This window comes from Mycolicibacterium obuense (genome assembly GCF_055397605.1).
Genome location: NZ_AP043663.1, coordinates 3,281,400 through 3,306,139, shown reverse-complemented (window position 1 = coordinate 3,306,139; position 24,740 = coordinate 3,281,400). Strand labels below are relative to the sequence as shown.

Here is a 24,740-nt window from a genome sequence, read left to right as displayed (position 1 = left end):
ATTCCGTCATCGGACGAAGTAGATGACGGCGAACAGGGCGATCCAGACGATGTCGACGAAGTGCCAGTAGTACGAGACCACGATCGCGGCGGTCGCCTGTGCGGGCGTGAACTTGCTCATCCGGGTGCGCAACAGCAGCAGGATGAACGCCACCAGACCACCGATGACGTGCAGGCCGTGGAAGCCTGTGGCGAGGTAGAAGACGGTGCCGTACGCGCTGCCCGGGATCGTCGTGCCCTCGTGCACCAGGTGGTAGTACTCGTAGCCCTGGCCGGCGACGAAGAAGGCGCCCATCGCGAAGGTCAGCAGGTACCAGCGGCGCAGACCGAAGACGTCGCCGCGCTCGGCTGCGAACACCCCCATCTGGCAGGTGAACGACGAGGCGATCAGCACCAGCGTCACCGGCACTGCGAGGTAGAGGTTCAGCTCGGTGGGGTGCGGGGGCCAGTCACCCTGAGCCTGGGCGCGGGCCGTGAAGTACATCGCGAACAGGCCAGCAAAGAACATCAACTCGCTGGAAAGCCACACGATCGTGCCAACACTGACCATGTTCGGACGGTTCAGCGAATGCACTCGCGATGTGATGGCGGTTCCCGAAGTCCCTACAGCGCTCGTCACAGGTGCAAGTATGACGCTTTGTAGTTGTCTAACTCCACCCGGGTCGAGCAATTCGTCATAATCGCGTCGTGACTCCTGCTTCTGCTGCGCACGACCCGTCTGTGGCCGCTCCGACGTGGTCGGTGGTCCTCGGCCGACTGACCACCAATCAGTCCCTCCTGCCGGGGCAGGCGGCGTGGGCGATGGACGAGATCATGACCGGCGCCGCCACGCCGGCGCAGATCGCCGGTTTCGGCGTGTCGATGAAGATGAAGAAGCCCACCTCGGCCGAGGTGGGTGAGCTCGCCGACATCATGCTCAAACACGCCCATCGGGTGCCGACGGAGACGTTCGGCACCGACACCGTCGATGTGGTGGGCACGGGTGGGGACGGCGCGAACACCGTGAACCTGTCGACGATGGCGTCGATCGTGGTGGCCGCCGCCGGAGTGAAGGTGGTCAAGCACGGCAACCGGGCGGCGACGTCGCTGTCGGGGGGCGCGGACACGCTCGAGGCGCTCGGGGTGCGCATCGATCTGGGGCCCGAGGACGTCGCGCGCTGCGTCGCCGAGGTCGGCATCGGGTTCGCCTTCGCCCCCCAGTTCCATCCCTCGTATCGACACGCCGGGGTGGCGCGCCGCGAGATCGGCGTCCCGACGGTGTTCAACCTGCTCGGCCCGCTCACCAACCCGGCCGGACCGCGGGCCGGATTGATCGGCTGTGCGTGGGCCGAGCTGGCCGAGGTGATGGCCGAGGTGTTCGCCACCCGCGGCTCCAGCGTGCTGGTGGTGCACGGCGACGACGGCCTCGACGAGCTGACCACCACGACGACCAGCACGATCTGGCGGGTGCAGGCGGGCACCGTGGACCGGCTGCGATTCGACCCGGCGGCATTCGGCTTCGCCCGCGCGCACATCTCCGAGCTGGTCGGCGGGGACGCCGAGTCCAACGCGGCCGAAGCGCGCGCGGTGCTGGGCGGGGCGACGGGCCCGGTGCGCGACGCCGTGCTGCTCAACGCCGCCGGTGCGCTGGTGGCTCACGCCGGCCTATCCAGCGACGCCAAGTGGGTTCCCGCGTGGGAGTCCGGGCTCGCGCGGGCCAAGGAGGCGATCGACTCCGGGGCGGCCGAACAGCTGCTCTCGCGTTGGGCCCGGTTCACCCAGGAGCTCTGAGGCGGCCAGCTGCTCGTCGAGCTGAACGGCTGCGACGCGGGCCGAGCGGGCCGACGCCGCCCACGCCGCCCAGCGCCCCGCGGCGCCGATCGGTGAGCAGTAGCCGTCCTCGGATTCGGAGCTGGTGCGCACGATCCGCACGCCCGGGTGGGTCAGCCATCGCGCGATGAGCGCGATCTCCTCGATCAGCGCGCCGCCGTGGGGCGCGGCGCTGGGCAGCACCGTCTGCGCGGCGGCGCACAGTGCATCCACCACCGGCATCGGTGGGACGCCGCGGGGTGCCACCCCGGCGGCGGCGAGTTGGCCGTGCCGGATCACGGCCAGGTGCCAGCCGCGCTCACCGTCGGGGCGGGCCGCGATCAGCTCGCCGATCACCGAGAGCGCCCGCAGCCGCTGACCGCGCCAGAGCACGTCGATGGTCGCCGACGCCCGGTCCCGCATCCGGGCCGCCGTCTCGTACCGGTGCCGCTGCGCCAGATCGTCGATGTGGGCCAGCATCGCGCTGAGTGCCTGGCCGCTGTGCCCGTCGATCAGTGCGTGAGCGGCGGCGACAGCGGCGGCGTAGTCGGCGGCGCCCAGTCCTCGCTCGGCGGGGCAGGGGGACACCTCGACGTCAGGGCATGCAGAGCCGTGCACGGCGCTGCGCGAGATCCGTTTGGTGCAGGTCCGGATGCCGGTGAACCTGGCGATCAGGGCGGCCGCGTCGAGGGCGTCGGCGCGGGCGCGGAACGGCCCGATGGCGTGCTCGGTGCGCGGGCTGCGGACGGCCGAGAAGCGGGGGAAGGCCTCGTCGGTCAACGCCACCCACCACCAGCGGTGCGGGAACTTCGAGCGGCGGTTGTACGGGGGTGCGTGGGCGGCGAGCAGGCGCAGTTCGCGGACGCCGGCTTCCAGATCGTGGGCGCACTCGACGTGGTCGACGCCCGTCGCCAGCGATGCCATCTCCTTCATCCGGGTGCGGGGGTCCGCCCCGTTGAAGTACTGGTTGACCCGGCGTCTCAGATCCTTCGCGGTGCCCACGTAGAGCACTTCCTGCGACGGTCCGCGAAACAGGTACACCCCGGGTGCGTGCGGCACAGACGTGGCCAGGTGGCGGTTGCGGCGTTGCGCAGGGGTCACGTCGGGCAGGTAGGACCGCAGCTCGGTGTAGGTCTGCACGCCCTGGTTGCCCACCCGCTCGATGAGGCCGTGCAGCACGTCGACGGTGGCGCGGGCATCGGCCAGCGCCCGGTGGTTGGGTGTGGTGGCAGCGCCGAACAGCTGCGCGAGCGCCGAGAGGCGCACGCTGGGCGCCTCGTCACGGGTCAGGACCCGGCGCGCCAACCGCACCGTGCACAGCACGGGCGGCTTGGGCCAGGCGATGTGGTTGCGCTCGGCGGCCGCACGCAGGAACCCGATGTCGAAGCCGGCGTTGTGGGCGACCAGCACCGCGCCGCGGGCGAACTCCAGGAACGCCGGCAGGACCTCCTCGATGCGCGGCGCGTCGTACACCATCGCGGTCGTGATGCCCGTCAGCGCGACGATCTGCGGTGGGATGGCCCGCCCCGGGTCGACGAGGGTGGCGAACTCGCCGAGGATCTCGCCCCCGCGTACTTTCACCGCGCCGATCTCGGTGATCTGGTCGTGCCGCTCGCCGCTGGACCGCCCTCCCGTGGTCTCCAGGTCGACGACGACGAAGGTGGTCTCGCGCAGCGTCAGGTCGGCCGCCGGATCGACGTCGGCGAAGCTCAGCTGACCCATGCGCAGACCGTAGGACGACGGGCCGACAAGTCCTCGGCAGCCACGCGGAGTCGCGCGATCAGGACTTGTCGGTCGCTGTCGATACCGTGCCCTCGACTGCGACCGAGAGGACAGAGCATGCGCTATCACGAGGCACACGACCAGGCACGACAGGACGAGGACACCGGAGATCCCGGCGCCGATACTGGCGCCGATTCCGAAACGCTGACCATCGACTGCGACGACTGCGCAGTGCGCGGACCGGGCTGTCAGGACTGCGTCGTCAGCGTGCTTCTCGGAATTCCCGAAACTTTGCTGGTAGACGAGCAACGCGCCTTGGAAGCACTGGCTGACGTGGGCCTGGCGCCGCGGTTGAGGCTGGTGCCGCTGCATCGGCACGGGACGCCGGGCGTTGCCTGAGGACACCCGGCGTCACCGCTGTCCCATCTTTCACAGGAGCAACTGTTAAATTTGCGTCTCCTGTTGGACAAGGCCGATGCCGTTTCGTAACCTGTCTGAGACCTAAGAGAGTTCGAGACGGCTCGTTACGGCAGTTGAAGGACGCATAAATCTTGACGCTCGACCGCGCGCATCGGAGCATCAGCCGTTTCTGGCGACCCGCAATCAGTGCCCTGGCCTCAGTGGCCGTCATTGGCGCCCTCGCCGCCGGTACCGGGTACGCCGACCCGGCCAGCGATGCGCTGACCAAGCTCAACGAGCTGTCGCGCCAAGCCGAGCAGACGACGGAGGCCATGCACTCTGCGCAGCTCGACCTGAACAAGAAGCTCGAGATCCAGCAGGCCGCAGAAGTCAAGCACGCCAACGATGTTGCGGCGGTGGACTCCGCGAAGACGCAACTCGCCGACTTCCAGAAGAAGGTCAACGACCTGGCCGCCGCCCAGTACATGGGTGGGCGGCCGTCCGGTGTTCAGGCCATGCTGACGGCGTCGTCGCCGCAGGGCCTGATCGACCAGCTGTCGATCCAGCGCATGATGGCCCACGAGATGTCGGCGCAGATGTCGCGGTATCTCGAGGTCGGCAAGCAGGCCGAGGCTGCCGAGCAGGCCTCCGCGGCGTCGGCCTCGGAAGCCAAGACAGCCGCCGAGCAGGCCGCCGCGGTGCGTGCCGACCTGCAGTCGAAGCAGAGCCAGCTGCAGGTGCAGATCGCCGTCGTCAAGTCCCAGTACGACACGTTGACCCCGCCTCAGCGTGAGGCGTTGGCCGCCATGCCGCCTGCCCCACCCGTTCCGCCGGCTCCCGCGGCACCTGCCCCGCCGGCACCCGGCCAGGACCCGGCCGTTCTGGCCGCGCCGCCTGCACCGCCGTTGCCAGGAGTGATCCCGCCCGGCGATGTCGCCCCGCCGGGATCTCCCGAAGCGACCACCGTGATCCAGGCGGCACTGAGCCGCATCGGCTCGCCGTACTCGTGGGGCGCTGCCGGTCCGAGCGCCTTCGACTGTTCCGGTCTGGTGATGTGGGCCTTCCAGCAGGCGGGGATCTCACTGCCGCACTCCAGCCAGGCGCTGGCCGCAGGCGGTCAGCCGGTGTCGCGCGACCAGATGCAGCCCGGCGATCTCGTCACCTACTACTCCGATGCCTCACACGTCGGCATCTACATCGGTGACGGCATGATGGTGCATGCGTCCACCTACGGCACGCCGGTGCGAGTCGCTCCGGTGGACAATGCGCCGATCTACAACGTCCGCCGCTACTGATCGGGCCCGCTCCCGGCATCGCCTCGCCGCGCTGCTGGGCGCCGAAGCTCTCTGTGCCGTCCTGGTGATCGGCGGTGCCTACCCGACCGCTCCCGGTGCGCCGGCATTGGCGGCTGCGCCCCAGCAGACCGCCAGCGAGCCCTCGGCCGGCGCCCCGGCGCTGCGCACTCTCACCACGCCGGACGGTCGCCGCGCCCAACTGATCGACCTCGGCGGCAGCGCCGCATCGCTGCTCGACCGGATCTCCGCCGAACTCCCCGCCGCCGAGCAGGCCGTGACGGCGTTCTGGGGGCCGCAGTGGCCCAGGGACATCCCGGTCGTCGTGACCAGCTCGCCGGAGCAGTTCGCCGCGCTGGCCGGGGCGGGGTCCGACACCGCTGCCACCACCACCGCCGAGCGCATCACGTTCTCCCCGGCGGCGAGCGCCATGGACGCCGATGATCTGCGAATCGTGCTGCGCCACGAACTCTTTCACTACGCGGCGCGTGCAACGACGGCCGCGGATGCGCCGGTGTGGCTGACCGAGGGCGTCGCCGACTATGTCGGGCGGCCCGCTCCGGCCGGCAGGGTCGAGGTGCCCGCGCGGTTACCCACGGACACGGAGCTCGCCACGCCGGGCCCCGGGCGGTCACAGGCGTATGACCGGGCATGGGAATTCGCCACGTTCGTCGCGCAGACCTACGGCCCACACCGGCTGCGGGAGCTCTACGTCACGGCGTGCGCGCCCGGCCATCCGGACGCCGCCACCGCGGTGCGCACAGAGCTCGGGATCGACCTACCCGGATGAGCCGGGTCCTGCTCGTCACCAATGACTTTCCGCCGCGTCGCGGGGGCATCCAGTCCTACCTGGAGGCGCTCGTCGACCATCTCGTCGCAACGCCCGGGTCCGCCGTGGACGCGTTGACGGTCTACGCCCCCACCTGGAAGGGCGCCGAGGACTACGACGCGGTGGCCGCGGCGTCGGGCTACCAGGTGGTACGTCACCCGACGACGCTGATGCTGCCCGAGCCGAGCGTGGCGTGGCGGATGCGCCGCCTGATCGCCGAGCGCGACGTCGACACCGTCTGGTTCGGTGCGGCAGCACCGCTCGCGCTGCTCGCGCCGTTGGCGCGCGCCGCCGGGGCACGCCGCGTCATCGCCAGCACGCACGGACACGAGGTCGGCTGGTCGATGCTGCCGCTGGCGCGAACGGCATTGCGCCGCATCGGAAACGACACCGATGTGGTGACCTACATCAGCTCCTACACCCGACGCAGGTTCGCCTCGGCATTCGGCCGTGACGCCGCCCTCGAACACGTACCGCCCGGTGTGGACGTCGAGCGATTCGCCCCGAACGAGGTGGCCCGCGCCGAACTGCGCGCGCGATACGGCCTCGGCGACAGGCCCGTGGTGGTGTGCGTCTCGCGACTGGTGCCGCGCAAGGGGCAGGACATGCTGATCCGGGCGCTGCCGACGATCCGGGACCGGGTTCCCGGCGCTGCACTGGTGATCGTCGGTGGCGGGCCCTACCGCACCTCGCTGCAGCGGCTGGCCCACAGCTTCGGGGTGGCCGAGCACGTGGTGTTCACCGGCGGGGTGCCGGGGGAGGAACTGCCCGACCACCACGCCATGGCCGACGTGTTCGCGATGCCGTGCCGCACCCGCGGTGCCGGCCTCGACGTCGAGGGGCTGGGCATCGTGTACCTCGAAGCATCCGCGACCGGCGTGCCGGTCGTGGCCGGCCGCTCGGGTGGGGCGCCGGAGACCGTCGTCGACGGCGAGACCGGGCTGGTCGTCGACGGCCGGGACGTCGGTGCGATCGCCGCGGCGGTCGGGGATCTGCTCGCCGACCGCACCAGGGCCGCGGCGATGGGCGCCGCCGGCCGCACCTGGGCCGTCGAGAACTGGCAGTGGCAGATGCAGGCCGCGCGCCTGGCGCGGCTGCTCTAGTCCTTGGAGTAGAGCGCCTCGATCTCCGCGGCGAACTTGTCGGCGACGACCTTGCGCTTCACCTTCAGCGTCGGGGTGAGCTCACCGGTCTCGACGGTGAAGTCGACCGGCAGGATCGTGAACTTGCGGATCGCCTCGGCCTTCGACACCGCCTTGTTGGCGGTCTTCACCGCGGCGTCGATCTCGGCGGTCAGGTCGGGGTCGTGCGCCAACTCGCCCACCGACGCCCCCGCCGGCTTGCCGCGATGCTGCTTCCACCCCTCGAACGCCTCGGGATCGATCGCGATCAGCGCCCCGATGAACGGCTTGGCGTCGCCGACGGCCATTGCCTGACTGATCAGCGGATGGGCACGGAGTTGATCTTCGAGCACCGCGGGGGCGACGTTCTTGCCGCCGGCGGTCACGATGATCTCCTTCTTGCGGCCCACGATCGAGAGGAACCCGTCACCGTCGACGCTGCCGAGGTCCCCGGTGTGGAACCAGCCGTCGACGATCGCCTCGGCGGTCGCGGTCTCGTTGCGCCAGTAGCCGTCGAACACCACTCCGCCGCGCACCAGCAGTTCACCGTCCTCGGCGATCGCCATGCTGTTGCCGGGCAACAGCTTTCCGACGGTGCCGACCTTCAACTGACCGATCCGGTTGGCGGTGATCGCCGCGCTGGTCTCGGTCAGGCCGTAGCCCTCGTAGATCGTCAGACCGATGCCGCGGTAGAAGTGGCCCAGTCGCGCTCCCAGGGGTGCACCACCGGAGATCGACGCCGTGCAGTCCCCGCCCATCGCCGCCCGCAGTTTCCCGTAGACCAATCGGTCGAACAGCGCGTGCTTGGCGCGCAGCAGCAGGCCGGCCCCGCCGGTGTCCTGCGCTGTGCTCCACTCGATCGCGGTTTCGGCGGCACGGGCGAAGATCGCGCCCTTGCCGCTGTCGCTGGCGTTGAGTTCAGCGGTGTTGTAGACCTTTTCGAACACCCGGGGAACCGACACGATGACCGTCGGCTTGAACTGGCCGAACATCGGCACCAGGTTCTTGATGTCGCTGGTGTAGCCGATGGTGACACCGTTGGCGAAGGCGGTCATCGACAGGGCCCGCGCCAGCACGTGAGCCAGCGGCAGGAACACCAGCAGCCGGCCGCCCTTGCGCAGCAGGCTGGGGAAGCAGTGGGTCGCGCCTCGCGTCTCGGACAGCAGGTTGGCGTGGGTGAGTTGGCAACCCTTGGGTCGGCCGGTCGTGCCCGACGTGTAGATCAGCGTCGCGGGATCGCTGGAGGCGATGGCGTCGCGCCGGCGATCGACCTCCGCGGCGTCGGTGGCCGCGCCGGCCTCGGCCAGTGCGTCGAGCGCCGACGGGGCCGCGTCGATCGTGAAGACTGTCCGTAGGTCGGGGAGGCCGGCATGCAGCTCCTTGACCATCTGCGCGTGCGCGTCGGTCTCCACGAAGGCCAGCACTGCACCGGAGTCCTCGAGCACCCAGCGCACCTGATCGGCGGACGACGTCTCGTAGATGGGAACCGTCACCGCGCCGATCGACAGGATCGCGTAGTCGAGGATCACCCACTCGTAGCGGGTGGCCGACAGCACCGCGACCCGGTCGCCTGGCTGCACGCCCTTTGCGATCAAACCCCTTGCGGTCGAACGGATTTGATCGGCGGCCTGGCGGCAGGTCACATCCGTCCACCGACCGCCGACCAGACGCTGGAAGATCACGTGGTCGGGGTCGCTCTTCTCGTGCGCGTAGACGGGGGCCGCCACGTTGTCGTGTTCGCCGATGGTGAACGATGCCGGTTCGGTGTACTCGCGCACGATGAATGCCCTCTCGCTTGACACGCCGCTATGCCGTGTACAGCGTAGTCGGCCCGACTGCGGCGCAACCGGAGCATGTGTGAAGGTAAGCAGTCATGAACAGCATCCAGATCGCGGACGAGACGTTCGTCGCGGCGGATCCGGCGGCAGTGGGTGCCGCGGTCGCCGATCCGGCGAGCTGGGCCCGCTGGTGGCCGGATCTGCGACTCACCGTGGTCGAGGATCGCGGCGAGCTGGGGCAGCGCTGGACAGTGACGGGCGCGCTCGCGGGGTCCATGGAGATCTGGCTGGAGAAGGTGCTCGACGGCGTGGTTCTGCACTACTTCATGCATGCCGAGCCGTCCGGTGTGGCGGCCTGGGAGTTGAAGAAGATGAACCTGGCGAAGATGAATCATCGCCGGCGCGTGGCGGGCAAGGCGATGGCGTTCGAAGTGAAACAGAAGCTGGAGTCCGGCCGCCCCGTCGGCGTGTCGCGGTTGGCCTGAGCGATACCGGCTATACCAGGCGCCAGGAGGGTAGATTCGCCGCCAACAGCGGGGGATGTGCGGCTCGGCTCAGCACGGGAAGGACTGGAGAAGACTTCAGTGGCGGACAAGACGGCTCAGACGATCTACATCGACGCCGATCCCTCGACGGTGATGGATGTCATCGCCGACATCGGGTCCTACCCCGACTGGGTGAACGAGTACAAGGAAGCCGAGATCCTCGAGGCCGACGACGAGGGGTATCCCCTGGTGGCGCGGCTGGTGCTCGACGCCGCGGTGCTCAAGGACGCGATGGTGCTCGCCTACCGGTGGCCGGCCGACCATGCGTCGGTCACGTGGTCGCTGGTGTCGAGCACGCTGCTCAAATCGCTGGAGGGTGCATACCGATTGGCGCCGAAGGGATCCGGCACCGACGTCACCTATGAACTGTCCGTCGATCTGATGATCCCGATGATCGGTCTGCTCAAACGCAAGGCCGAACGCAGGTTGACCGACACCGCCCTGAAGGATCTGAAGAAACGAGTCGAGGCTGACTGAGCGCTCGGACGCCACCCCGGCGTCCGGGGCGACCCGGATCAGTCTGTTCGTCGGCAAGGGTGGCGTGGGGAAGTCGACACTGGCGACCGCGACGGCTGTGCGCGCAGCGCGGGCGGGGCTGCGCGTGCTGATCGTGTCGACCGATCAGGCGCACTCCACCGGCGACGTGCTCGGCGTGGCGATCACCCCCACGGGCGAGCGGGCTCCCACTCGAGTGCTCGCCGACCTCGACACCGCCGATGGAGGCGGAGGGGTGCTCGACGCACTGGCACTGGACACGCTGGCGCTGCTGGCGGCCCACTGGCGGGAGACAGCCGGTCTGCTCGCGGGTCGCTTCCCGGAATCGGATGTGAGCGACCTTGCGCCCGAAGAGCTTTCGGCCCTTCCCGGAGTGCAGGAGGTGCTCGGCCTGCATGAGGTGGCCGAACTGGCCGACTCCGGGCGCTGGGACCTGGTCGTCGTCGACTGCGCCTCGACCGCCGACGCGATGCGCATGCTCACCCTGCCCGCCACGTTCGGGCTGTACCTCGAGCGGGCCTGGCCCCGGCACCGCCGGCTGTCCACGTTCGACGATCCGCGGTCGGTGGCGGTGGTGGGACTGCTGGAGCGTATCGGTGCGAGCACCGATCGGCTGGGCACGATGCTGACCGACTCGGCGCGGGTCGGCGCGCATCTGGTGATGACGCCGGAGCGGGTGGTGGCCGCCGAGGCGGCCCGCACGCTCGGTTCGCTGACCCTGATGGGTGTCCAGGTCACCGAGCTGATCGTCAATCAGGTTCTGGTGCAGGACGATTCGTTCGAATACCGCAACCTGCCGGAGCATCCCGCGTTCGACTGGTACGCCGAACGCATCGGGGAGCAGCGCGCGGTGCTCGACGAACTGGATCGGGTGATCGGCGACGTCGCGCTGGTTCTGGTGCCGCACCTGGCGGGTGAGCCGATCGGTCCGAAGGCGCTCGGCGAGCTGCTCGACAACGCGCGCCGGCGGGACGGTTCGCCGCCGCCGGGTCCGCTGCGGCCGGTCGTCGACAGGGAGTCCGGCACCGGTGTGGATGCGGTGTACCGGCTGCGGGTGGACCTGCCTCAGGTGGATTCGACGTCGCTGTCGTTGGGTAGGGTCGATGACGACCTGATCATCGGCGTCGGCGGGATGCGGCGCCGGGTGCGTCTGGCCTCGGTGCTCCGCCGGTGCATCGTCGTCGACGCCCAGCTTCGCGGCACCGAGCTCACGGTGCGTTTCCGACCCAACCCGGAGGTGTGGCCAGCATGAGTGGCACTCACCCTGACCCGGGCCCGGAACTGCGGGCGCTCGCCCAGACGATCCTCGACCGGCTGGAGCCTGCCATCCGGTTGGCCGCAGCGCGTGCGGCCAGTGCCCCCGACAACCCCGGTCGCTGTCAGCAGGTGTGGTGCCCGGTGTGTGCACTCGCGGCGCTGGTGTCCGGCGAGCAGCACCCCCTGCTCTCGGTGGTCGCCGAGCACAGCGTCGCGCTGCTCACGGTGGTGCGCGCGATCGTCAACGACCAAGCCGAGCGGGCCGAAACAGCCGATCAGGCCGGTGCCGGTGGCGGTGCCGCCCCCGATCCCGAGCCTCCGCCGGACGCGCCGCCGCCCCCGGGCCGCTATCAGCACATCCCGGTCACAGTCGAGGAGTAGGCGTCAGCTGTGGTCGGCGGCACACGGCGTGGGTAAGGTTGGCGCAGAGCGTCGCGGTCGGGTGAACTGGAGGGTCCATGTGGTACTGGCTGTTCAAGTTCGTCTTCATGGGGCCGTTGTTGACATTGCTCGGCCGGCCCAAAGTGGAAGGCTTGGAGCATGTTCCGGCCAACGGTGCGGTGATCCTGGCCAGTAACCACCTGGCGGTGGCGGACAGTTTCTACCTGCCCCTGGTGGTGAACCGGCGGATCACGTTCCTCGCCAAGGCCGAGTACTTCACCGGAACGGGGCTCAAAGGGTGGTTCACCCGCTGGTTCTACACGGTGGCCGGGCAGGTGCCGATCGACCGCACCGACGCCGACAGCGCCCAGAGCGCGCTGACCACCGCCGAGCGCATCGTGAGCCAGGGCAAACTGCTCGGTATGTATCCGGAGGGCACGCGCTCGCCAGACGGCCGGCTCTACAAGGGCAAGACGGGTCTGGCCCGGCTCGCGCTCGAGACGCAGGTGCCCGTGATCCCGGTCGCGATGATCGGTACCGACGTCGTCAACCCGCCGGGCAGCAAGATGTGGCGCTTCGGCCGGGTGACGGTTCGCTTCGGCGCCCCGATGGACTTCTCCCGCTTCGAAGGTCTTGCCGGTAACCGGTTCATCGAGCGTGCGGTGATCGACGAGGTCATGTACGAGCTGATGCGCCTGTCCGGCCAGGAGTACGTCGACCTCTATGCGGCCGACATCAAAGAGGGAAAAGGTGAGGCGGCCGGGAAGCCGCCGACCCGCCTTCCGGAATCTGCCGCCGGCTGATTCCGGCGTGTCGCGCGCCCGGTGAGAAGCCGTGGCTGCGATCGGCGTCAGATCACAGCCCGGAATGCGCTTCCGCGGTCAGTGGGCTCACGGCAGCCGTCCGGCTACGCGCCGCGGCGGTCGTGATGGTCCCGGCGACGACGATCGTCGCCAGCGCCCACCACAGATAGGACGCGCCGGCCAGCTGCCGCCACAGCGAGGCCGTGGTCTCACGGTGCTCGGGCAGCAGCGTGATCGGCGTCCACACCATCAGCGGCAACCCGACCACGAACACCGCCGCCAGACCCACGTGCCGCAGCCGCACCGCGAGCACGGCCGTCGTCACCATCACCGGAAGCGTCCACACCCAGTGGTGTGACCACGACACCGGGGACACCGCCAGGCCGAACATCGCCACGCACATCAACGCCAGGACGGGCTGCTCGGCGCGCAGCGTCCGGCGCACCGCCCACACCGTCAGCGCCAGCACCGCGAAGCACAACACCGTCCACAGCACGAAGCGCACGTCCTCGCCGAGGCCCAGCCGGGCCAGCGCGCCCGCGATGTTCTGATTGGTGTTCAGCGTCGCGGTCCCGATCCGGTCGGTGTTGCGCACGGTTTCGGTCCAGTACTCCCACGAGTCCCGCCACGCGAACGCGAAGCCCAGCAGCGTCGCCCCGATCGTCGAGGCCACGGTCACCAGCAGCGCCCGGGTGTCGCGGCGCAGCAGGAAGTACAGCAGGAACACCGCAGGGGTGAGCTTGAGCGCGATCGCCACGCCCAGCAGCAGACCCCGCGGCCAGGGGGTGCGCCGCGGCACGCAGTCGGCGATCACCAACGTCATCAGCACGACGTTGATCTGGCCGAAGTCGAAGTTGGCGCGGATCGGCTCCAGGTAGATCACCGCGGGCGCGACGATCGCCGCGGCCAGCCACGTGCGGCGCAGCCAGGCCGGCTCACCGGTGAGCTGCGTCGTCGGCCACACGTCGAGGCGCGTCAGCAGGATCACCGTCGACACCACCAGCAGGATCAGCGTGGTCACGGTGATCGCCACGCTGGCGGCTTCCAGGCTCAGCAGCGCGAACGGTGCGAACACCACGGCGGCCAGCGGGGGATAGGTGAAGGGCAGGTCGATGCCGCCGCGGGTGTGGAACATCGCGCCGTCGGCGTAGAGGGGTTGGCCGTCCAGCCAGGCCCGTCCGCCCATGCGGTACACGTCGATGTCGATCCGGTACGGGGTGTGGCCGAGCAGCCGCCAGGCCACCCCGACCAGCGCCATCACCGCCAGCAGGCAGAACAGCCGCCAGGCCAGCGTCGGCATCCAACCCGCCCGCAACGTCCTCATATCGCCGACCAGACTATCGGTGCGCACCGCGGCGCAGGCGCGACCCCGGGCCCGACACGCGCAGGTCGACGGGACTTTTGGCGTACGTTCTCCTCGTGCACCCGACCCTGGACATCGACTTCGGGTTACCCGATGGCATCCCGTACTCCCGGTTACCGCTGGTGTGCTGCCTGGTCGCGTTCATCCTGACGTTCTTCGTGACCCGCACGATCGTGCGGTACATCCGCAGCCACGCCGACAGCGATGCCCCTCGTAAGTGGTGGCAGCCGCGCAACATCTCCGGCGGCGGCGGGCTGCACATCCACCACGTGGTGATCGGTGTGATCCTGGTCATGGTCTCCGGGGTCGCGATGGTCACGTTGGCTGTCGACGGCGGTGTACCCGAGTTCACCGCGGCGTCGATGGTCTTCGGGATCGGCGCGGCGTTGGTGCTCGACGAGTTCGCGCTGATCCTGCACCTGTCCGACGTCTACTGGTCCGAAGACGGCCGGGCATCGGTGGACGCGGTGTTCGTCGCCGTCGCGGTGGCGGGCCTGCTGATCCTGGGCTTCAATCCGCTGTCGTTCTTCGACGTCACCATCTGGCGTGACGACGACTCCGTGGCGGCGCGCGTGCTGGTGATCGGCACGGCGGTGCTGACGTTGGCGCTGGCAGTGATCGTGCTGCTCAAAGGGAAGGTGTGGACGGGGTTGGTCGGCATGTTCATCACCCCGCTGCTGGTCGTCGGTGCGATCCGGCTCTCGCGCCCCCACGCGCCGTGGGCCCGGTGGCGGTACACGAACCGGCCCCGCAAGATGCATCGCGCGCTGGAGCGGGAACGCTGGCTACGCCGGCCGGTCATCCAGGCCAAACTCTGGCTGCAGGACGCGATCTCGGGCATGCCGAAGTTCCCGGACGACAAGCTGGTGGATCAGGAACTCGATCGCGAGATCCACGCTGCGCCCGCGCCCAGCAGGGACGTCGCGTAGTGCGCTACTTCTACGACACCGAGTTCATCGACAACGGCCGCACGATCGAGCTGATCTCGATCGGCGTCGCCGCCGAGGACGGCCGCGAGTACTACGCGATCTCGACCGAGTTCGACCCCGAGCGGGCCGGCCGGTGGGTGCGCAAGAACGTGCTGCCCAAGCTGCCGTCGCCGGCGTCGAAGCTGTGGCGGTCCCGGCGCCAGATCCGCTCGGAGCTGGAGGATTTCTTCGGCGTCGACGGTGACGAGCCGATCGAGCTGTGGGCCTGGGTCGGCGCCTACGACCACGTGGTGCTGTGCCAGCTGTGGGGTCCGATGACGGATCTGCCGCCGGCGATGCCGCGGTTCACCCGGGAGTTGCGCCAGTTCTGGGAGGACCACGGCAGCCCGCGGATGCCGCCCCGGCCGCGGGACGCCCACGACGCGCTCGTCGACGCCAAGCACAACCTGGTCCGCTACCAGCTGATCACCGGCGAAAAGCGGTTTTGACCCGCCGTTACCATGGGTGGGTGAACTGGACCGTCGACGTACCCATCGACCAGCTGCCTCCGCTGCCTCCGCTGCCCGAGGATCTGCGTGCGCGCCTGGATGCGGCGCTGGCCCGCGAGGCGCTGCAGCAGCCGAGCTGGGACGCCGGGCAGGCTGCCGCGATGCGGACCGTGTTGGAGAGCGTGCCCCCGGTGACCGTGCCCTCGGAGGTCGAGAAGCTCAAGGCCCAGCTGGCCGATGTGGCGCGGGGTAAGGCGTTCCTGCTGCAGGGCGGCGATTGCGCCGAGACGTTCGTCGACAACACCGAACCGCACATCCGCGCCAACATCCGCACGTTGCTGCAGATGGCGGTGGTGCTGACCTACGGCGCGAGCATGCCCGTGGTGAAGGTGGCCCGTATCGCCGGCCAGTACGCGAAGCCACGGTCGTCGGACACCGACGCGCTGGGTTTGAGGTCCTACCGCGGCGACATGGTCAACGGGTTCGCCCCCGATGCTGCGGTGCGCGAGCACGATCCGTCGCGACTGGTGCGCGCGTACGCCAACGCTAGCGCTGCGATGAATCTGGTGCGGGCGCTGACCTCGTCGGGGATGGCGTCGCTGCATCACGTCCACGAGTGGAACCGCGAGTTCGTCCGCACCTCGCCCGCCGGGGCGCGCTACGAGGCGCTGGCCGGCGAGATCGATCGTGGGATGCGGTTCATGAGTGCCTGCCGGGTCGACGACCGCAACCTCGACACCGCCGAGATCTTCGCCAGCCACGAGGCGCTGGTGCTCGACTACGAGCGCGCGATGCTGCGGATGGACACCGAGTCGACCACCGGGCCGAAGCTCTACGACCTGTCCGCGCATTACCTGTGGATCGGCGAGCGCACGCGCCAGCTCGACGGCGCTCATGTCGCACTCGCAGAGGTGATCGCCAACCCCATCGGCATCAAGATCGGGCCGTCGACGTCGCCGGAGCTGGCCGTGGAGTACGTCGAGCGGCTGGACCCGAACAACGAGGCCGGCCGTCTCACGCTGGTCAGCCGGATGGGCAACCACAAGGTCCGCGACGTGCTGCCGGCGATCATCGAGAAGGTGCAGGCCTCGGGCCATCAGGTGATCTGGCAGTGCGATCCGATGCACGGCAACACCCACGAGTCGTCGACGGGGTACAAGACGCGGCACTTCGATCGCATCGTCGACGAGGTGCAGGGCTTCTTCGAGGTGCACCATGCGCTGGGCACCCACCCGGGCGGCATCCACGTCGAGATCACCGGCGAGAACGTCACTGAGTGTCTCGGTGGCGCGCAGGACATTTCGGACACCGATCTGGCCGGTCGCTACGAGACGGCGTGCGATCCGCGACTGAACACGCAGCAGTCGCTGGAGCTGGCGTTCTTGGTCGCGGAGATGCTGCGCGATTAGAGCAGATTGTGCAGGTTGGTGCCGAGCGTCCACGCGCCGGCACCGGCCAGCGCCGCCAGCGTCAGCACGGCGATGACCCAGAACAGCAGCACGCGCCGGGCACGCTGGCGGGCCCAGTAGAACTCCTCGAGGTCGATTCCGGCGAATCGCCCTGTCGCCGGCCAATGTTCGTCGTCGAAATCTGAGTCGCCGTCCGCGTCATCGGGTTCGGGTGCGGGCGCCTCGTCGCGTTCCATGACTCGGGTGTGCCGCGGGCCGGCGACGTTCGTCGTCGGTGCGTCGACGACGGACGCCGACTGGTGCATCGCGGAGTTGCGCGGGGAGGGCACCGTGAATCGGGGTAGCCCGAGTTGGACGGCGATCGCGTCGAGTTCCTCGCCCATCTCGGCCGCGTCGGCGAAGCGGCCCGCCGGGTCGCGCGATGTTGCGCACGCCACGAGTTCGTCGAATTGCCGTGGCACACCGGCGATCCGGCTGCTCGGCGGGGGTACGTCGTGGTCCAGCCGCTGGTAGGCCACGGCGAGGGGGTTGTCGCCGGTGAACGGTGTGCTGCCGGTGAGCAGTTCGAAGACCAGGACGCCGGCGGCGTACACGTCGCCGCGGGCGTCGGTGTCGCCGGCCGACACCTGCTCGGGCGCCAGATACGCGGCGGTGCCGAGGATCACACTGGTCGCGGTGATCTTGGCCTCGGCCAGGGCTCGCACCAGGCCGAAGTCGGCGATCTTGACCTCGCCGTCGTCGCTGATGAGCACGTTCTCGGGTTTGACGTCGCGGTGCACCAGTCCGGCCCGGTGGGCGGCGGCCAGCCCGGACAGTACGGGCCGCAGCACCGCGGCCACCGCGTGCGGCGGCATCGGGCCGCGCTCCCGCAGCAGCTCGCGCAGCGTGCCGCCGTCGACGAGTTCCATCGCCAGGTAGGGGGGTTCGCCGCCGCGGGTGCCGCCGCCCTGGTCGTACACCGAGACCAGGCCGGGGTCCTTCAACCGGGCGACGGCCCGGGCTTCACGCTGGAACCGGGTGAGGAACTGTTCGTCGCCGGCGTAGCGGCTGTCCATGACCTTCAACGCCACCGGGCGGTCCAGCCGCATGTCCACGCCGCGGTACACCGCGGACATGCCGCCGGTGGCGATCAAGGCGCCGACGCGGTAGCGGCCGTCCAGCACTGCGCCGGTGAGCCCGCCGGTCGGCTGGAAGGTTTCCATCGGACTCATGGTACGAGCCAGTGGTACGAGCCAGGGCGCTGCCGACCCGCCAAGCGGCGTCGCCCGGTGCTGCGACCGCCTAGACTCTGTGCGATGAGCAGCATTCCGACTGCCGAGGACGTGTTGTCTCCCGATGAGGACGTCTACGACCTGCCCACAGTCGCCCGCCTGTTGAAGGTTCCGGTCAGCAAGGTGCATCAGCACCTGCGGGAAGGACAGCTGGTCGCCGTGCGCCGCGGCCGGGAGGTGGTGGTCCCCAAGGTCTTCTTCGACGAGAAGGGCCACGTGGTCAAACCGCTGCCGGGTCTACTCGTCGTGCTGCGCGACGGCGGGTATCACGAAACCGAGATCGTGCGGTGGCTGTTCACCCCGGATTCGTCGCTGACGATCCGGCGTGATGGGGCGAGCGACGGGCTGGCTAATGCGCGCCCGGTGGACGCGCTGCATTCGCATCAGGCTCGAGAGGTGGTTCGCCGAGCGCAGGCGATGGCGTACTAGACGGTGCGCGGTGCAGCCAGTACCAGGCACCCACCGCGCAAGCGGTCGCGAGCGCGACGTGGAACCACGAGTACATGCCGTGGGCGCCGTCGGGCCGCCAGATCACCGTGATCCACGTCGAGAAGCCGGCGATCAGCGCGATGGCCCGTGGCGACTGGGCGAGGGCGGCCATCACCGCGAGCGGCCAGGTGTAGTACCACGGCAGCGCCGCAGGCACGAACAGCACCACGATCACCATCAGCATGGCGATGCCCATCAGTGCGTCGCGATCGGTGCGCCGGTATCTCCACCACAGCACCGGCGCCGACACGGCGATGATGCCGATCCCGATGATGCGCAGGATGTCCAGCACCGCATAGAAGTTCACGGGGATGACGAGCCCGATCACCGCGTTGGTGAAGTTCGCGATGGCCGTGGGGATCGTCAGCCAGTTGATGATCTTGACCGACCCGGCCAGCGCCGTCAGCCAGCCCAGCCCCACACCGGCGGCCAGGGACAGTACTGCGAACACCGCCGCGAACACGACCACACACGAGGCGGTGGCGACCAGGAACGCCTTGCCCGGGGAGAAGCCGCGTCGCTGCTGCAGACCGCGCGCCCACACCCACACCATGAACGGAAGGGCCAGGCCTGCGGTGGCTTTCACCGCGACGGCGACCCCGATCAGGGTCACCCCTGACACGCAGCGGCCGCCGAAACACAGCGCGATGCCGGCCATCATCAGCCCCACCATCAGCATCTCGTTGTGCACGCCGCCCATCAGCTGGATGATCACCAGCGGATTGAGCACGCAGATCCACAGGGCGGCAGCTGTGTTCGCGCCGACATGGCGGGCCACCCGCGGGACCGCCCAGATCAGCAGGGCCAGGCCGGGCAGCATGCACAGCCGCAGCAGCATGGTGCCGGCGACGACGTCGTTGCCGACGAGCATCGTGACGAACTTCGCGACCAGGATGAAGGCGGGCCCGTACGGGGCCGTCGTCGTGGTCCAGATGGGACTCACGTTGTCCAGCAACGAGTTCGGATTGTCGATCGGTCCGACCAGATACGGGTCGAACCCGTCGCGCAGCAGCGCGCCCTGGGCGAGGTAGGAGTAGGTGTCGCGGCTGAACAGCGGAACGCTGAGCAGCAGCGGCGCCAGCCAGAAGCCGGTGGTGACCACCATCGTGTAATGCGTTGCGGTCCGTGCGATCACGTGCCGGCCGAGCCAGAGCCAGGCGAGCAGCATCAGGGCCACACCGCTCCACAGCAGCAGCGACGAGAGCACCAGGCCGTGCCCGAACCTCAGCCACGACAGGTGCATCGACTCGAGTACCGGGTCGTGCAGCCGGGTGCTGCCGGCGCCGAGGCCGCCAGCGGTGACGAGGACCGCCCCCAGGGCCCCGACCCAGGCGGGTTTGGCCGCCGGTGATGCCGCGAAGGCGCGGAACCGCGGCAGCGGCGGTGCGGGGGAGAGCGCGGGTGTCGTCATGCCTACGCGGTACGGTTCGCGGCCAATCTGGCGAGCTCGGTGAGCCCCGCACGGGCCTGCGCGTCGATGGGTGCGGAGTCGAGAGTGCCGATCGCGGTGGCGGTCAGCGTCTCGATGCGATTCTCGACGGCGGCCAGCGCTCCGACGGATTCGATGAGGGCGCGCAGCTCGGTGACGGCGTCGTCCGAGAGATCCGTCCCGATGGAGGTGCGCAGCAGAGTGGCGCCCGCAGGGTCCCGCTGTTCGGCCAGCGCGATCGCCTCGGCCAGTAGCACGGTGCGCTTGCCGGAGCGCAGATCGTCACCGGACGGTTTTCCGGTGACCGCCGGATCGCCGAACACGCCGAGCACGTCGTCGCGCAGTTGGAATGCGATCCCGAGGCCGGTGCCCACCTCGTGGAAGGCGTCCTGGATCTCCGGGCGGTCCGCGGCGGCCGCGGCGCCGAACTGCAGCGGTCGCGAGATGGTGTAGGAGGCTGTCTTGTAGGTGTTGACGGTCAACGCCGCGGCCACCGTGTCGGCGCCGCTGGCCTCGTTGACGATGTCGAGGTACTGGCCCCCGAGTACTTCGGTCCTGATCGCGGCCCACACCCGCTGCACCCGGGCCCGCGCGTCGGCTCCGATGGGTGCTGTGGTGACGATGTCGTCGGCCCACACCAGGGACAGATCGCCGAGCAGGATGGCCGCTGACAGGCCGAACTGGTCGGGGGAGCCGTGCCAGCGCTGCTCGCGGTGCCGGTCGGAGAAGATGCGGTGGACGGTGGGCAGTCCGCGCCGGGTCGCCGACGCGTCGATCACGTCGTCGTGCACCAGCGCGCACGCATGCAGCAGTTCCAGCGCCGAGAACAGGCGGAGCACCGTGGCATCGGGCTCGGTGCCGGCCACCGCGCGCCATCCCCAGTACGCGAACGCCGGGCGCAGCCGCTTGCCGCCGCGCAGCACGAATTCTTCGAGTGCTTCGGTCAGTACCGCGTAGTCGGCGCCGATGTAGGCCGCGTCACGGCGCCGCTCCTGCAGGTAGCCGCGGAGCTGTTCGGTGACGGCCGCGGCCAGCTCGACCGCTGACGGTGCCGCAGCGCCGTCGGCGGTGGCACTGGAACTGGCATTGGCATCCACGCTCAGCGGGCGCCCCTTTCTTCCGTTGGTCCGGTGCTCAGCGTAGAGCCTGCCTCCGGTCGATGGTCGTTGCAGCGCCTAGCGGGGCTGTTCTTCGGGTTGCCCGGGCTTGGCCGTCTGGTCGCGGGTGCGGTAGGCCAGCCATCCGATGATGCCGGCGACGACGAGCGATGCGACGCCGAGCCAGATGGCGGCGCCGGTGAACGAGCGCGCGCTGGGGTCGGTGTAGCGGGCCTGGGCGTTCATGGTGCTGACCACGCCGGGCCGCAGTTTCCATTCGACCACCTCGGAGGACACCCGATCGCCGTTGGTGGAGGTGACCTCACCGGGGAACGACACCGACAGAGAGACGTCGGCTTCCGGATCGCTGAGTGAGGTGAGGTCGGCGCGGCCCTCGAGGATGACCAAGTCGCCGGCGCGGCGTAGTGAGATGTCGACGCCGGCGGCGTCGCGGTTCATCCCGGCGAGCTGGGGCAGCTCGGCGAAGGTGAGGTCGGAGAAGACGGCCTGGGAGCCGACGTAGTCGTCTCGGTCGTAATCCGACACCGCGACCTTCTGCGCGAACGGCAGGTTGTTGAGCAGTTGCGGACCTCGGTCGCTGTCGTCGCGCGGTTTCGCCGCCGCGACGATCTGGCCGGACACCCGGTCGTCGGGGGAGACCGTCAGCGAGGTGCGCACCCGGACGCACCCGATCAGTGACGGCGCCAGCACCAACAGCAGCAGCAGTATCGTGAGGACACGCCGGGAGGTCCGGTGGCGGTTGAGCACCCGGTCATCGTGCCAGACCTCACATCGGCGCAGGCGTTCTACAGCGGAAGGGCGCGGCCGAGGATCGCGAAGGCCCGCGGATCTCCGGAGAAGTGGTAGCCGCGGATGACATCGCTGAACCCGAGCCGCCGGTAGAGCCGCCAGGCCCGGTTGGCCTCTCCGTTGATCTCCGGAGTGGACAGCAGCACGTGGTCTTCGCCGCGGCCGGCCAGCAGCTGGCGGATCAGCGCCTCGCCCAGCCCGCGGCCCTGGGCCGGTGGCAGGATGTGCAGCTCGGTCAGCTCGAAGTAGCTGGTCATCAGCGCTGTGATGTGGGCGGCGTCGGCGCCGCTGCGGCGCAGTCCGGCGACCACCTGCTGCTGCCACCACTGATCGGGTGCCCCGCAGTATCCGTAGGCGATACCGACCATGGGCGCCTCGGTCGGATCCTCGCCGGGCTCGTCGCTGGTCTGGACGGCGGCCACCGCTTTCCAGCCGTGTCTGCGGGTGTGCTCGACCCACATCGAGGCGCGCTGCTCCTCGGTGCCTCGGGGGTAGTGCATGGCATCGACGTAGATGGACAGGGCGTCACTCAGACGGCGCTGCATATCGACGGGCGACAGCTCGATCAGATGCGTCGCCAAGTATCTGCCTTTCCCTGCGGGGACCCGGTGGCCGCCACCATTATCGGACTGAACGCAGCGAACCATGACGCGCGGCATCCGCCGACAGCCCCTCGTCATAGAATCAGGGACCGAAGTAGGTGGTACGGCTCAGATTCTGCTCGTATCATTGACGTTGCGTGCCCGTCCACACGGGCACACCCTGATGTTTGAACGACTGAGACGCCCCCACGGCAAGAGGGAGGGACGAATGCCACTCTCCGATCATGAGCAGCGCATGCTCGATCAGATCGAGAGCGCGCTCTATGCCGAGGACCCCAAGTTCGCGTCCAGCGTTCGTGGCGGGACCCTGAGGGCGCCGTCGACGCGGCGCCGGCTGCAAGGCGGCGCGCTGTTCGTGGTCGGCCTCGCGATGTTGGTGTCGGGTGTGGCGTTCAAGGCGACGATGATCGGCAGCTTCCCGATCCTGTCGGTGATCGGCTTCATCGTGATGTTCGGCGGTGTCGTCTTCGCGATCACCGGTCCGCGGGTCGGTGTGGCCGGGGAGCGCCCGGCGGCCGGCAGTGGCCCCGGTGGCGCGGCGAACAGGCAGAAGCGCGCCAAGGGTGGCGGTGGTTCGTTCACGAGCCGGATGGAAGACCGGTTCCGCCGCCGCTTCGACGAGTAACGGTCCGCAGTTTCAGGGGCAGCCCGCCAGGGCTGCCCCTCTTTTTTTGCCCCACCACCCCCCACCGTGCTCCCGCAGGACGGATGTCATGCGGTTGAGCTCGGGTTTCATCGGTTCTTGTGAGGCCTTCGTCGGCTTCCGTGCGCCTTCTTCTCGGCGTCTTCTCGTTGACGACCTGCACGTCGTGGGGGACGCGCGCGAAATGCCAGCGGTGGTTCGGCGCAAAGTGGGGGATTGTGGGGTAAAGTGGCGGACAACGGAGCGACCGGAGTTCCGCCAGGGCGAGGTCTGAGCGAGGTGGCGAGATGTTCTTCGGCACCTACACGCCCAAGCTCGATGACAAGGGGCGGCTGACGCTGCCCGCCAAGTTCCGCGACGCACTGGCAGGAGGATTGATGGTCACCAAGAGTCAAGATCACAGCCTGGCTGTCTATCCGCGGGCGGAGTTCGAGGAGATGGTCACCGAGATCTCCGGCCGGGCCAAGCGGGGCAATCCGCAGGCACGCGCATACCTGCGCAACCTGGCCGCCAGCACCGACGAGCAGTATCCGGACGCCCAGGGCCGCATCACGCTGTCCGCCGAGCACCGCCGCTACGCGAACCTCAGCAAGGAGTGCGTGGTCATCGGCTCGATCGAATTCCTCGAGATCTGGGACGCCCAGGCATGGCAGGACTACCAGGAGCTTCACGAAGAGAACTTCTCCGCGGCCAGCGATGAAGCACTCGGCGACATCATTTGACCTGGCCCCGCAGGCCCGTGCGGCGCGGCCTCTGTCCGAACCGACCCTGACGTACTTCCCCGACGTCAGGTCCGGGCTCTCGGACAGGGACCACGCCGCAGGGGCCGCCCCGATCGCTGAGGCTGCTGCGATGACCCAAGAGCCCCACGTTCCGGTTCTGCTGGACCGCTGCGTCGAACTTCTCGCCCCCGCATTGACCCGGCGCGGTGACGACGGTGCCGGCGCGACGCTCGTCGACGCCACCCTGGGTGCCGGCGGGCACACCGAACGCTTCCTGACCGATTTCCCCGCGCTGCACGTCGTCGGGTTGGACCGCGATCCCGCAGCCCTGCGGATCGCCGGCGAGCGGCTCGCGCGCTTCGGCGACCGGTTCACCGCGATACGCACCCGCTACGACGGGTTCGAGCTGACCGACATCGATGCGTTCCTGTTCGACCTGGGCGTGTCCTCGATGCAGCTCGACCAGCCGGAGCGCGGGTTCTCCTACTCGACGGACGCACCGCTGGACATGCGGATGGATTCCGACGCCCCGCTGACCGCCGCCGACATCCTCAACACCTACGAGGAGAAGCAGATCGCGCGGATTCTGCGCGAGTACGGCGAGGAGAAGTTCGCCGGACGCATCGCCGCGCACATCGTGCGTCGCCGCGCGGTCACGCCGTTCACGACGACGGGCGAGTTGGTCGAGCTGCTCTACCAGGCGATCCCGGCGCCGGCGCGGCGGACCGGCGGGCACCCCGGCAAGCGGACCTTTCAAGCGCTGCGCATCGCGGTCAACGCCGAGCTCGACGCGCTGCGGCTGGCCATCCCGAAGGCGTTGCGTGCGTTGCGATCCGGTGGGCGGATCGCCGTGATGGCCTACCAGTCGCTGGAAGACCGCATCGTCAAGGGAGAGTTCGCCGCGGCGACTGCGTCGCGGACCCCCGCCGGTCTGCCGGTCGAATTGCCCGGCCATGGGCCGGAATTCGTCGCCCTGACCCGGGGTGCTGAACGCGCGAGTGCGCAGGAGATCGATCGCAATCCCAGAAGCGCTCCGGTTCGGTTGCGCGCGTTGGAGAAAGTTGGGGGGCAGTAGCACT

25 protein-coding genes and 1 pseudogene are annotated in these 24,740 nt (G+C 69.2%); 17 read left to right on the top strand and 9 right to left on the bottom strand.

Annotation, left to right across the window (positions count from 1 at the left end; translation table 11 throughout):
* Window positions 1-6: 6 nt before the first annotated feature.
* Window positions 7-618 carry an aa3-type cytochrome oxidase subunit III gene (ctaE, locus tag ACZ50N_RS15685; RefSeq protein ID WP_073685159.1) on the bottom strand — a complete coding sequence of 204 codons (612 nt, stop codon included), beginning with the start codon at window positions 616-618 and terminating at the stop codon, window positions 7-9.
* A gap of 68 nt (window positions 619-686) precedes the next feature.
* Here ctaE and trpD point away from each other — a divergent pair, with 68 nt between their 5' ends.
* A complete protein-coding gene (gene trpD / locus ACZ50N_RS15680) occupies window positions 687-1,769 on the top strand; it encodes an anthranilate phosphoribosyltransferase (protein WP_236694067.1) in 1,083 nt (360 codons plus the stop codon).
* Here the strand turns inward: trpD and ACZ50N_RS15675 are convergent.
* A pseudogene (locus ACZ50N_RS15675) lies at window positions 1,707-3,509 on the bottom strand (DEDD exonuclease domain-containing protein); the annotation flags it as partial. The gene trpD and the pseudogene ACZ50N_RS15675 overlap by 63 nt on opposite strands.
* A gap of 117 nt (window positions 3,510-3,626) precedes the next feature.
* On the opposite strand from ACZ50N_RS15675, the gene ACZ50N_RS15670 reads away from it, so the two are divergent.
* The 4 genes from ACZ50N_RS15670 to ACZ50N_RS15655 all read left to right on the top strand — a co-directional run bounded on the left by ACZ50N_RS15670 (window position 3,627) and on the right by ACZ50N_RS15655 (window position 7,132).
* Complete coding sequence (locus ACZ50N_RS15670; protein WP_046366377.1) at window positions 3,627-3,908, top strand: hypothetical protein; 282 nt, start codon at window positions 3,627-3,629, stop codon at window positions 3,906-3,908.
* A gap of 152 nt (window positions 3,909-4,060) precedes the next feature.
* Window positions 4,061-5,203, top strand: a complete 1,143-nt coding sequence (gene ripC / locus ACZ50N_RS15665; RefSeq protein ID WP_464473242.1) for a peptidoglycan hydrolase RipC — start codon at window positions 4,061-4,063, stop codon at window positions 5,201-5,203.
* Window positions 5,172-5,990 carry a peptidase gene (locus ACZ50N_RS15660; RefSeq protein WP_464473241.1) on the top strand — a complete coding sequence of 273 codons (819 nt, stop codon included), beginning with the start codon at window positions 5,172-5,174 and terminating at the stop codon, window positions 5,988-5,990. The genes ripC and ACZ50N_RS15660 overlap by 32 nt, the downstream gene beginning before the upstream one ends.
* The gene (locus tag ACZ50N_RS15655; protein ID WP_464473240.1) at window positions 5,987-7,132 is read left to right on the top strand and encodes a glycosyltransferase family 4 protein; all 1,146 of its coding nucleotides are present in this window, start codon (window positions 5,987-5,989) and stop codon (window positions 7,130-7,132) included. The genes ACZ50N_RS15660 and ACZ50N_RS15655 overlap by 4 nt, the downstream gene beginning before the upstream one ends.
* Here the strand turns inward: ACZ50N_RS15655 and ACZ50N_RS15650 are convergent.
* Window positions 7,129-8,928, bottom strand: a complete 1,800-nt coding sequence (locus tag ACZ50N_RS15650) for an AMP-dependent synthetase/ligase (RefSeq protein WP_464475656.1) — start codon at window positions 8,926-8,928, stop codon at window positions 7,129-7,131. The genes ACZ50N_RS15655 and ACZ50N_RS15650 overlap by 4 nt on opposite strands.
* A gap of 95 nt (window positions 8,929-9,023) precedes the next feature.
* Between ACZ50N_RS15650 and ACZ50N_RS15645 the strand changes: the two genes are divergently transcribed.
* From ACZ50N_RS15645 to ACZ50N_RS15625, 5 genes are all read left to right on the top strand, one after another.
* A complete protein-coding gene (locus ACZ50N_RS15645) occupies window positions 9,024-9,413 on the top strand; it encodes a polyketide cyclase / dehydrase and lipid transport (RefSeq protein ID WP_046365843.1) in 390 nt (129 codons plus the stop codon).
* A gap of 99 nt (window positions 9,414-9,512) precedes the next feature.
* Entirely contained in the window at window positions 9,513-9,950 is a 438-nt protein-coding gene (locus ACZ50N_RS15640; RefSeq protein WP_046365842.1) for an SRPBCC family protein, read from the top strand.
* Entirely contained in the window at window positions 9,943-11,220 is a 1,278-nt protein-coding gene (locus ACZ50N_RS15635; RefSeq protein WP_082133517.1) for an ArsA family ATPase, read from the top strand. The genes ACZ50N_RS15640 and ACZ50N_RS15635 overlap by 8 nt, the downstream gene beginning before the upstream one ends.
* Window positions 11,217-11,606: a hypothetical protein gene (locus ACZ50N_RS15630; protein ID WP_048422723.1), complete on the top strand. Its 390-nt coding sequence runs from the start codon at window positions 11,217-11,219 to the stop codon at window positions 11,604-11,606. Before ACZ50N_RS15635 ends, ACZ50N_RS15630 begins: the two co-directional genes overlap by 4 nt.
* 77 nt (window positions 11,607-11,683) lie before the next feature.
* Window positions 11,684-12,409: a lysophospholipid acyltransferase family protein gene (locus tag ACZ50N_RS15625; RefSeq protein ID WP_046365840.1), complete on the top strand. Its 726-nt coding sequence runs from the start codon at window positions 11,684-11,686 to the stop codon at window positions 12,407-12,409.
* A gap of 52 nt (window positions 12,410-12,461) precedes the next feature.
* On the opposite strand, the gene ACZ50N_RS15620 is transcribed toward ACZ50N_RS15625, so the two are convergent.
* Window positions 12,462-13,733, bottom strand: a complete 1,272-nt coding sequence (locus ACZ50N_RS15620) for a glycosyltransferase 87 family protein (protein ID WP_048422628.1) — start codon at window positions 13,731-13,733, stop codon at window positions 12,462-12,464.
* A gap of 95 nt (window positions 13,734-13,828) precedes the next feature.
* Between ACZ50N_RS15620 and ACZ50N_RS15615 the strand changes: the two genes are divergently transcribed.
* From ACZ50N_RS15615 to ACZ50N_RS15605, 3 genes are read left to right on the top strand one after another with little or no spacing between them, the layout of a single operon-like run.
* Entirely contained in the window at window positions 13,829-14,701 is an 873-nt protein-coding gene (locus ACZ50N_RS15615; protein WP_464473239.1) for a hypothetical protein, read from the top strand.
* Entirely contained in the window at window positions 14,701-15,189 is a 489-nt protein-coding gene (locus tag ACZ50N_RS15610) for a polyadenylate-specific 3'-exoribonuclease AS (protein WP_046365837.1), read from the top strand. The genes ACZ50N_RS15615 and ACZ50N_RS15610 overlap by 1 nt, the downstream gene beginning before the upstream one ends.
* A 20-nt stretch (window positions 15,190-15,209) precedes the next feature.
* Window positions 15,210-16,598, top strand: a complete 1,389-nt coding sequence (locus ACZ50N_RS15605) for a class II 3-deoxy-7-phosphoheptulonate synthase (RefSeq protein WP_046365836.1) — start codon at window positions 15,210-15,212, stop codon at window positions 16,596-16,598.
* Here the strand turns inward: ACZ50N_RS15605 and ACZ50N_RS15600 are convergent.
* Window positions 16,595-17,809 carry a protein kinase domain-containing protein gene (locus ACZ50N_RS15600; RefSeq protein WP_464473238.1) on the bottom strand — a complete coding sequence of 405 codons (1,215 nt, stop codon included), beginning with the start codon at window positions 17,807-17,809 and terminating at the stop codon, window positions 16,595-16,597. The genes ACZ50N_RS15605 and ACZ50N_RS15600 overlap by 4 nt on opposite strands.
* Window positions 17,810-17,893: 84 nt before the next feature.
* Between ACZ50N_RS15600 and ACZ50N_RS15595 the strand changes: the two genes are divergently transcribed.
* Entirely contained in the window at window positions 17,894-18,298 is a 405-nt protein-coding gene (locus tag ACZ50N_RS15595; protein ID WP_046365834.1) for an Rv2175c family DNA-binding protein, read from the top strand.
* Here the strand turns inward: ACZ50N_RS15595 and ACZ50N_RS15590 are convergent.
* The 4 genes from ACZ50N_RS15590 to ACZ50N_RS15575 form a co-directional block, all read right to left on the bottom strand.
* Window positions 18,219-19,769: an alpha-(1->6)-mannopyranosyltransferase A gene (locus tag ACZ50N_RS15590; protein WP_464473237.1), complete on the bottom strand. Its 1,551-nt coding sequence runs from the start codon at window positions 19,767-19,769 to the stop codon at window positions 18,219-18,221. The genes ACZ50N_RS15595 and ACZ50N_RS15590 overlap by 80 nt on opposite strands.
* A gap of 2 nt (window positions 19,770-19,771) precedes the next feature.
* Window positions 19,772-20,884 (bottom strand): bifunctional (2E,6E)-farnesyl/geranyl diphosphate synthase, encoded by a 1,113-nt coding sequence (idsA2, locus tag ACZ50N_RS15585; RefSeq protein WP_046365833.1) that lies wholly within the window; start codon window positions 20,882-20,884, stop codon window positions 19,772-19,774.
* Between the two features lie 78 nt (window positions 20,885-20,962).
* Window positions 20,963-21,652, bottom strand: coding sequence for an LppM family (lipo)protein (locus ACZ50N_RS15580; RefSeq protein ID WP_046365832.1), 690 nt, complete (start codon window positions 21,650-21,652; stop codon window positions 20,963-20,965).
* A gap of 38 nt (window positions 21,653-21,690) precedes the next feature.
* A complete protein-coding gene (locus tag ACZ50N_RS15575) occupies window positions 21,691-22,275 on the bottom strand; it encodes a GNAT family N-acetyltransferase (protein ID WP_046365831.1) in 585 nt (194 codons plus the stop codon).
* Between the two features lie 229 nt (window positions 22,276-22,504).
* Between ACZ50N_RS15575 and ACZ50N_RS15570 the strand changes: the two genes are divergently transcribed.
* The 3 genes from ACZ50N_RS15570 to rsmH all read left to right on the top strand — a co-directional run bounded on the left by ACZ50N_RS15570 (window position 22,505) and on the right by rsmH (window position 24,736).
* Window positions 22,505-22,921, top strand: coding sequence for an SCO2097 family morphological protein (locus ACZ50N_RS15570; protein ID WP_046365830.1), 417 nt, complete (start codon window positions 22,505-22,507; stop codon window positions 22,919-22,921).
* Window positions 22,922-23,226: 305 nt separating this feature from the next.
* Window positions 23,227-23,661 (top strand): division/cell wall cluster transcriptional repressor MraZ, encoded by a 435-nt coding sequence (locus tag ACZ50N_RS15565; RefSeq protein WP_046366858.1) that lies wholly within the window; start codon window positions 23,227-23,229, stop codon window positions 23,659-23,661.
* The gene (gene rsmH, locus ACZ50N_RS15560; RefSeq protein WP_082164008.1) at window positions 23,636-24,736 is read left to right on the top strand and encodes a 16S rRNA (cytosine(1402)-N(4))-methyltransferase RsmH; all 1,101 of its coding nucleotides are present in this window, start codon (window positions 23,636-23,638) and stop codon (window positions 24,734-24,736) included. The genes ACZ50N_RS15565 and rsmH overlap by 26 nt, the downstream gene beginning before the upstream one ends.
* Window positions 24,737-24,740: the final 4 nt, after the last annotated feature.

Coding starts and splice junctions, on each gene's coding strand:
- ACZ50N_RS15670 (WP_046366377.1), top strand. CDS start 3,627: ATGCGCTATCACGAGGCACACGACCAGGCACGACAGGACGAGGACACC.
- ACZ50N_RS15660 (WP_464473241.1), top strand. CDS start 5,172: ATGCGCCGATCTACAACGTCCGCCGCTACTGATCGGGCCCGCTCCCGG.
- ACZ50N_RS15655 (WP_464473240.1), top strand. CDS start 5,987: ATGAGCCGGGTCCTGCTCGTCACCAATGACTTTCCGCCGCGTCGCGGG.
- ACZ50N_RS15645 (WP_046365843.1), top strand. CDS start 9,024: ATGAACAGCATCCAGATCGCGGACGAGACGTTCGTCGCGGCGGATCCG.
- ACZ50N_RS15630 (WP_048422723.1), top strand. CDS start 11,217: ATGAGTGGCACTCACCCTGACCCGGGCCCGGAACTGCGGGCGCTCGCC.
- ACZ50N_RS15625 (WP_046365840.1), top strand. CDS start 11,684: ATGTGGTACTGGCTGTTCAAGTTCGTCTTCATGGGGCCGTTGTTGACA.
- ACZ50N_RS15620 (WP_048422628.1), bottom strand. CDS start 13,733: ATGAGGACGTTGCGGGCGGGTTGGATGCCGACGCTGGCCTGGCGGCTG.
- ACZ50N_RS15600 (WP_464473238.1), bottom strand. CDS start 17,809: ATGAGTCCGATGGAAACCTTCCAGCCGACCGGCGGGCTCACCGGCGCA.
- ACZ50N_RS15595 (WP_046365834.1), top strand. CDS start 17,894: ATGAGCAGCATTCCGACTGCCGAGGACGTGTTGTCTCCCGATGAGGAC.
- ACZ50N_RS15590 (WP_464473237.1), bottom strand. CDS start 19,769: ATGACGACACCCGCGCTCTCCCCCGCACCGCCGCTGCCGCGGTTCCGC.
- ACZ50N_RS15570 (WP_046365830.1), top strand. CDS start 22,505: ATGCCACTCTCCGATCATGAGCAGCGCATGCTCGATCAGATCGAGAGC.
- ACZ50N_RS15565 (WP_046366858.1), top strand. CDS start 23,227: ATGTTCTTCGGCACCTACACGCCCAAGCTCGATGACAAGGGGCGGCTG.
- rsmH (WP_082164008.1), top strand. CDS start 23,636: ATGAAGCACTCGGCGACATCATTTGACCTGGCCCCGCAGGCCCGTGCG.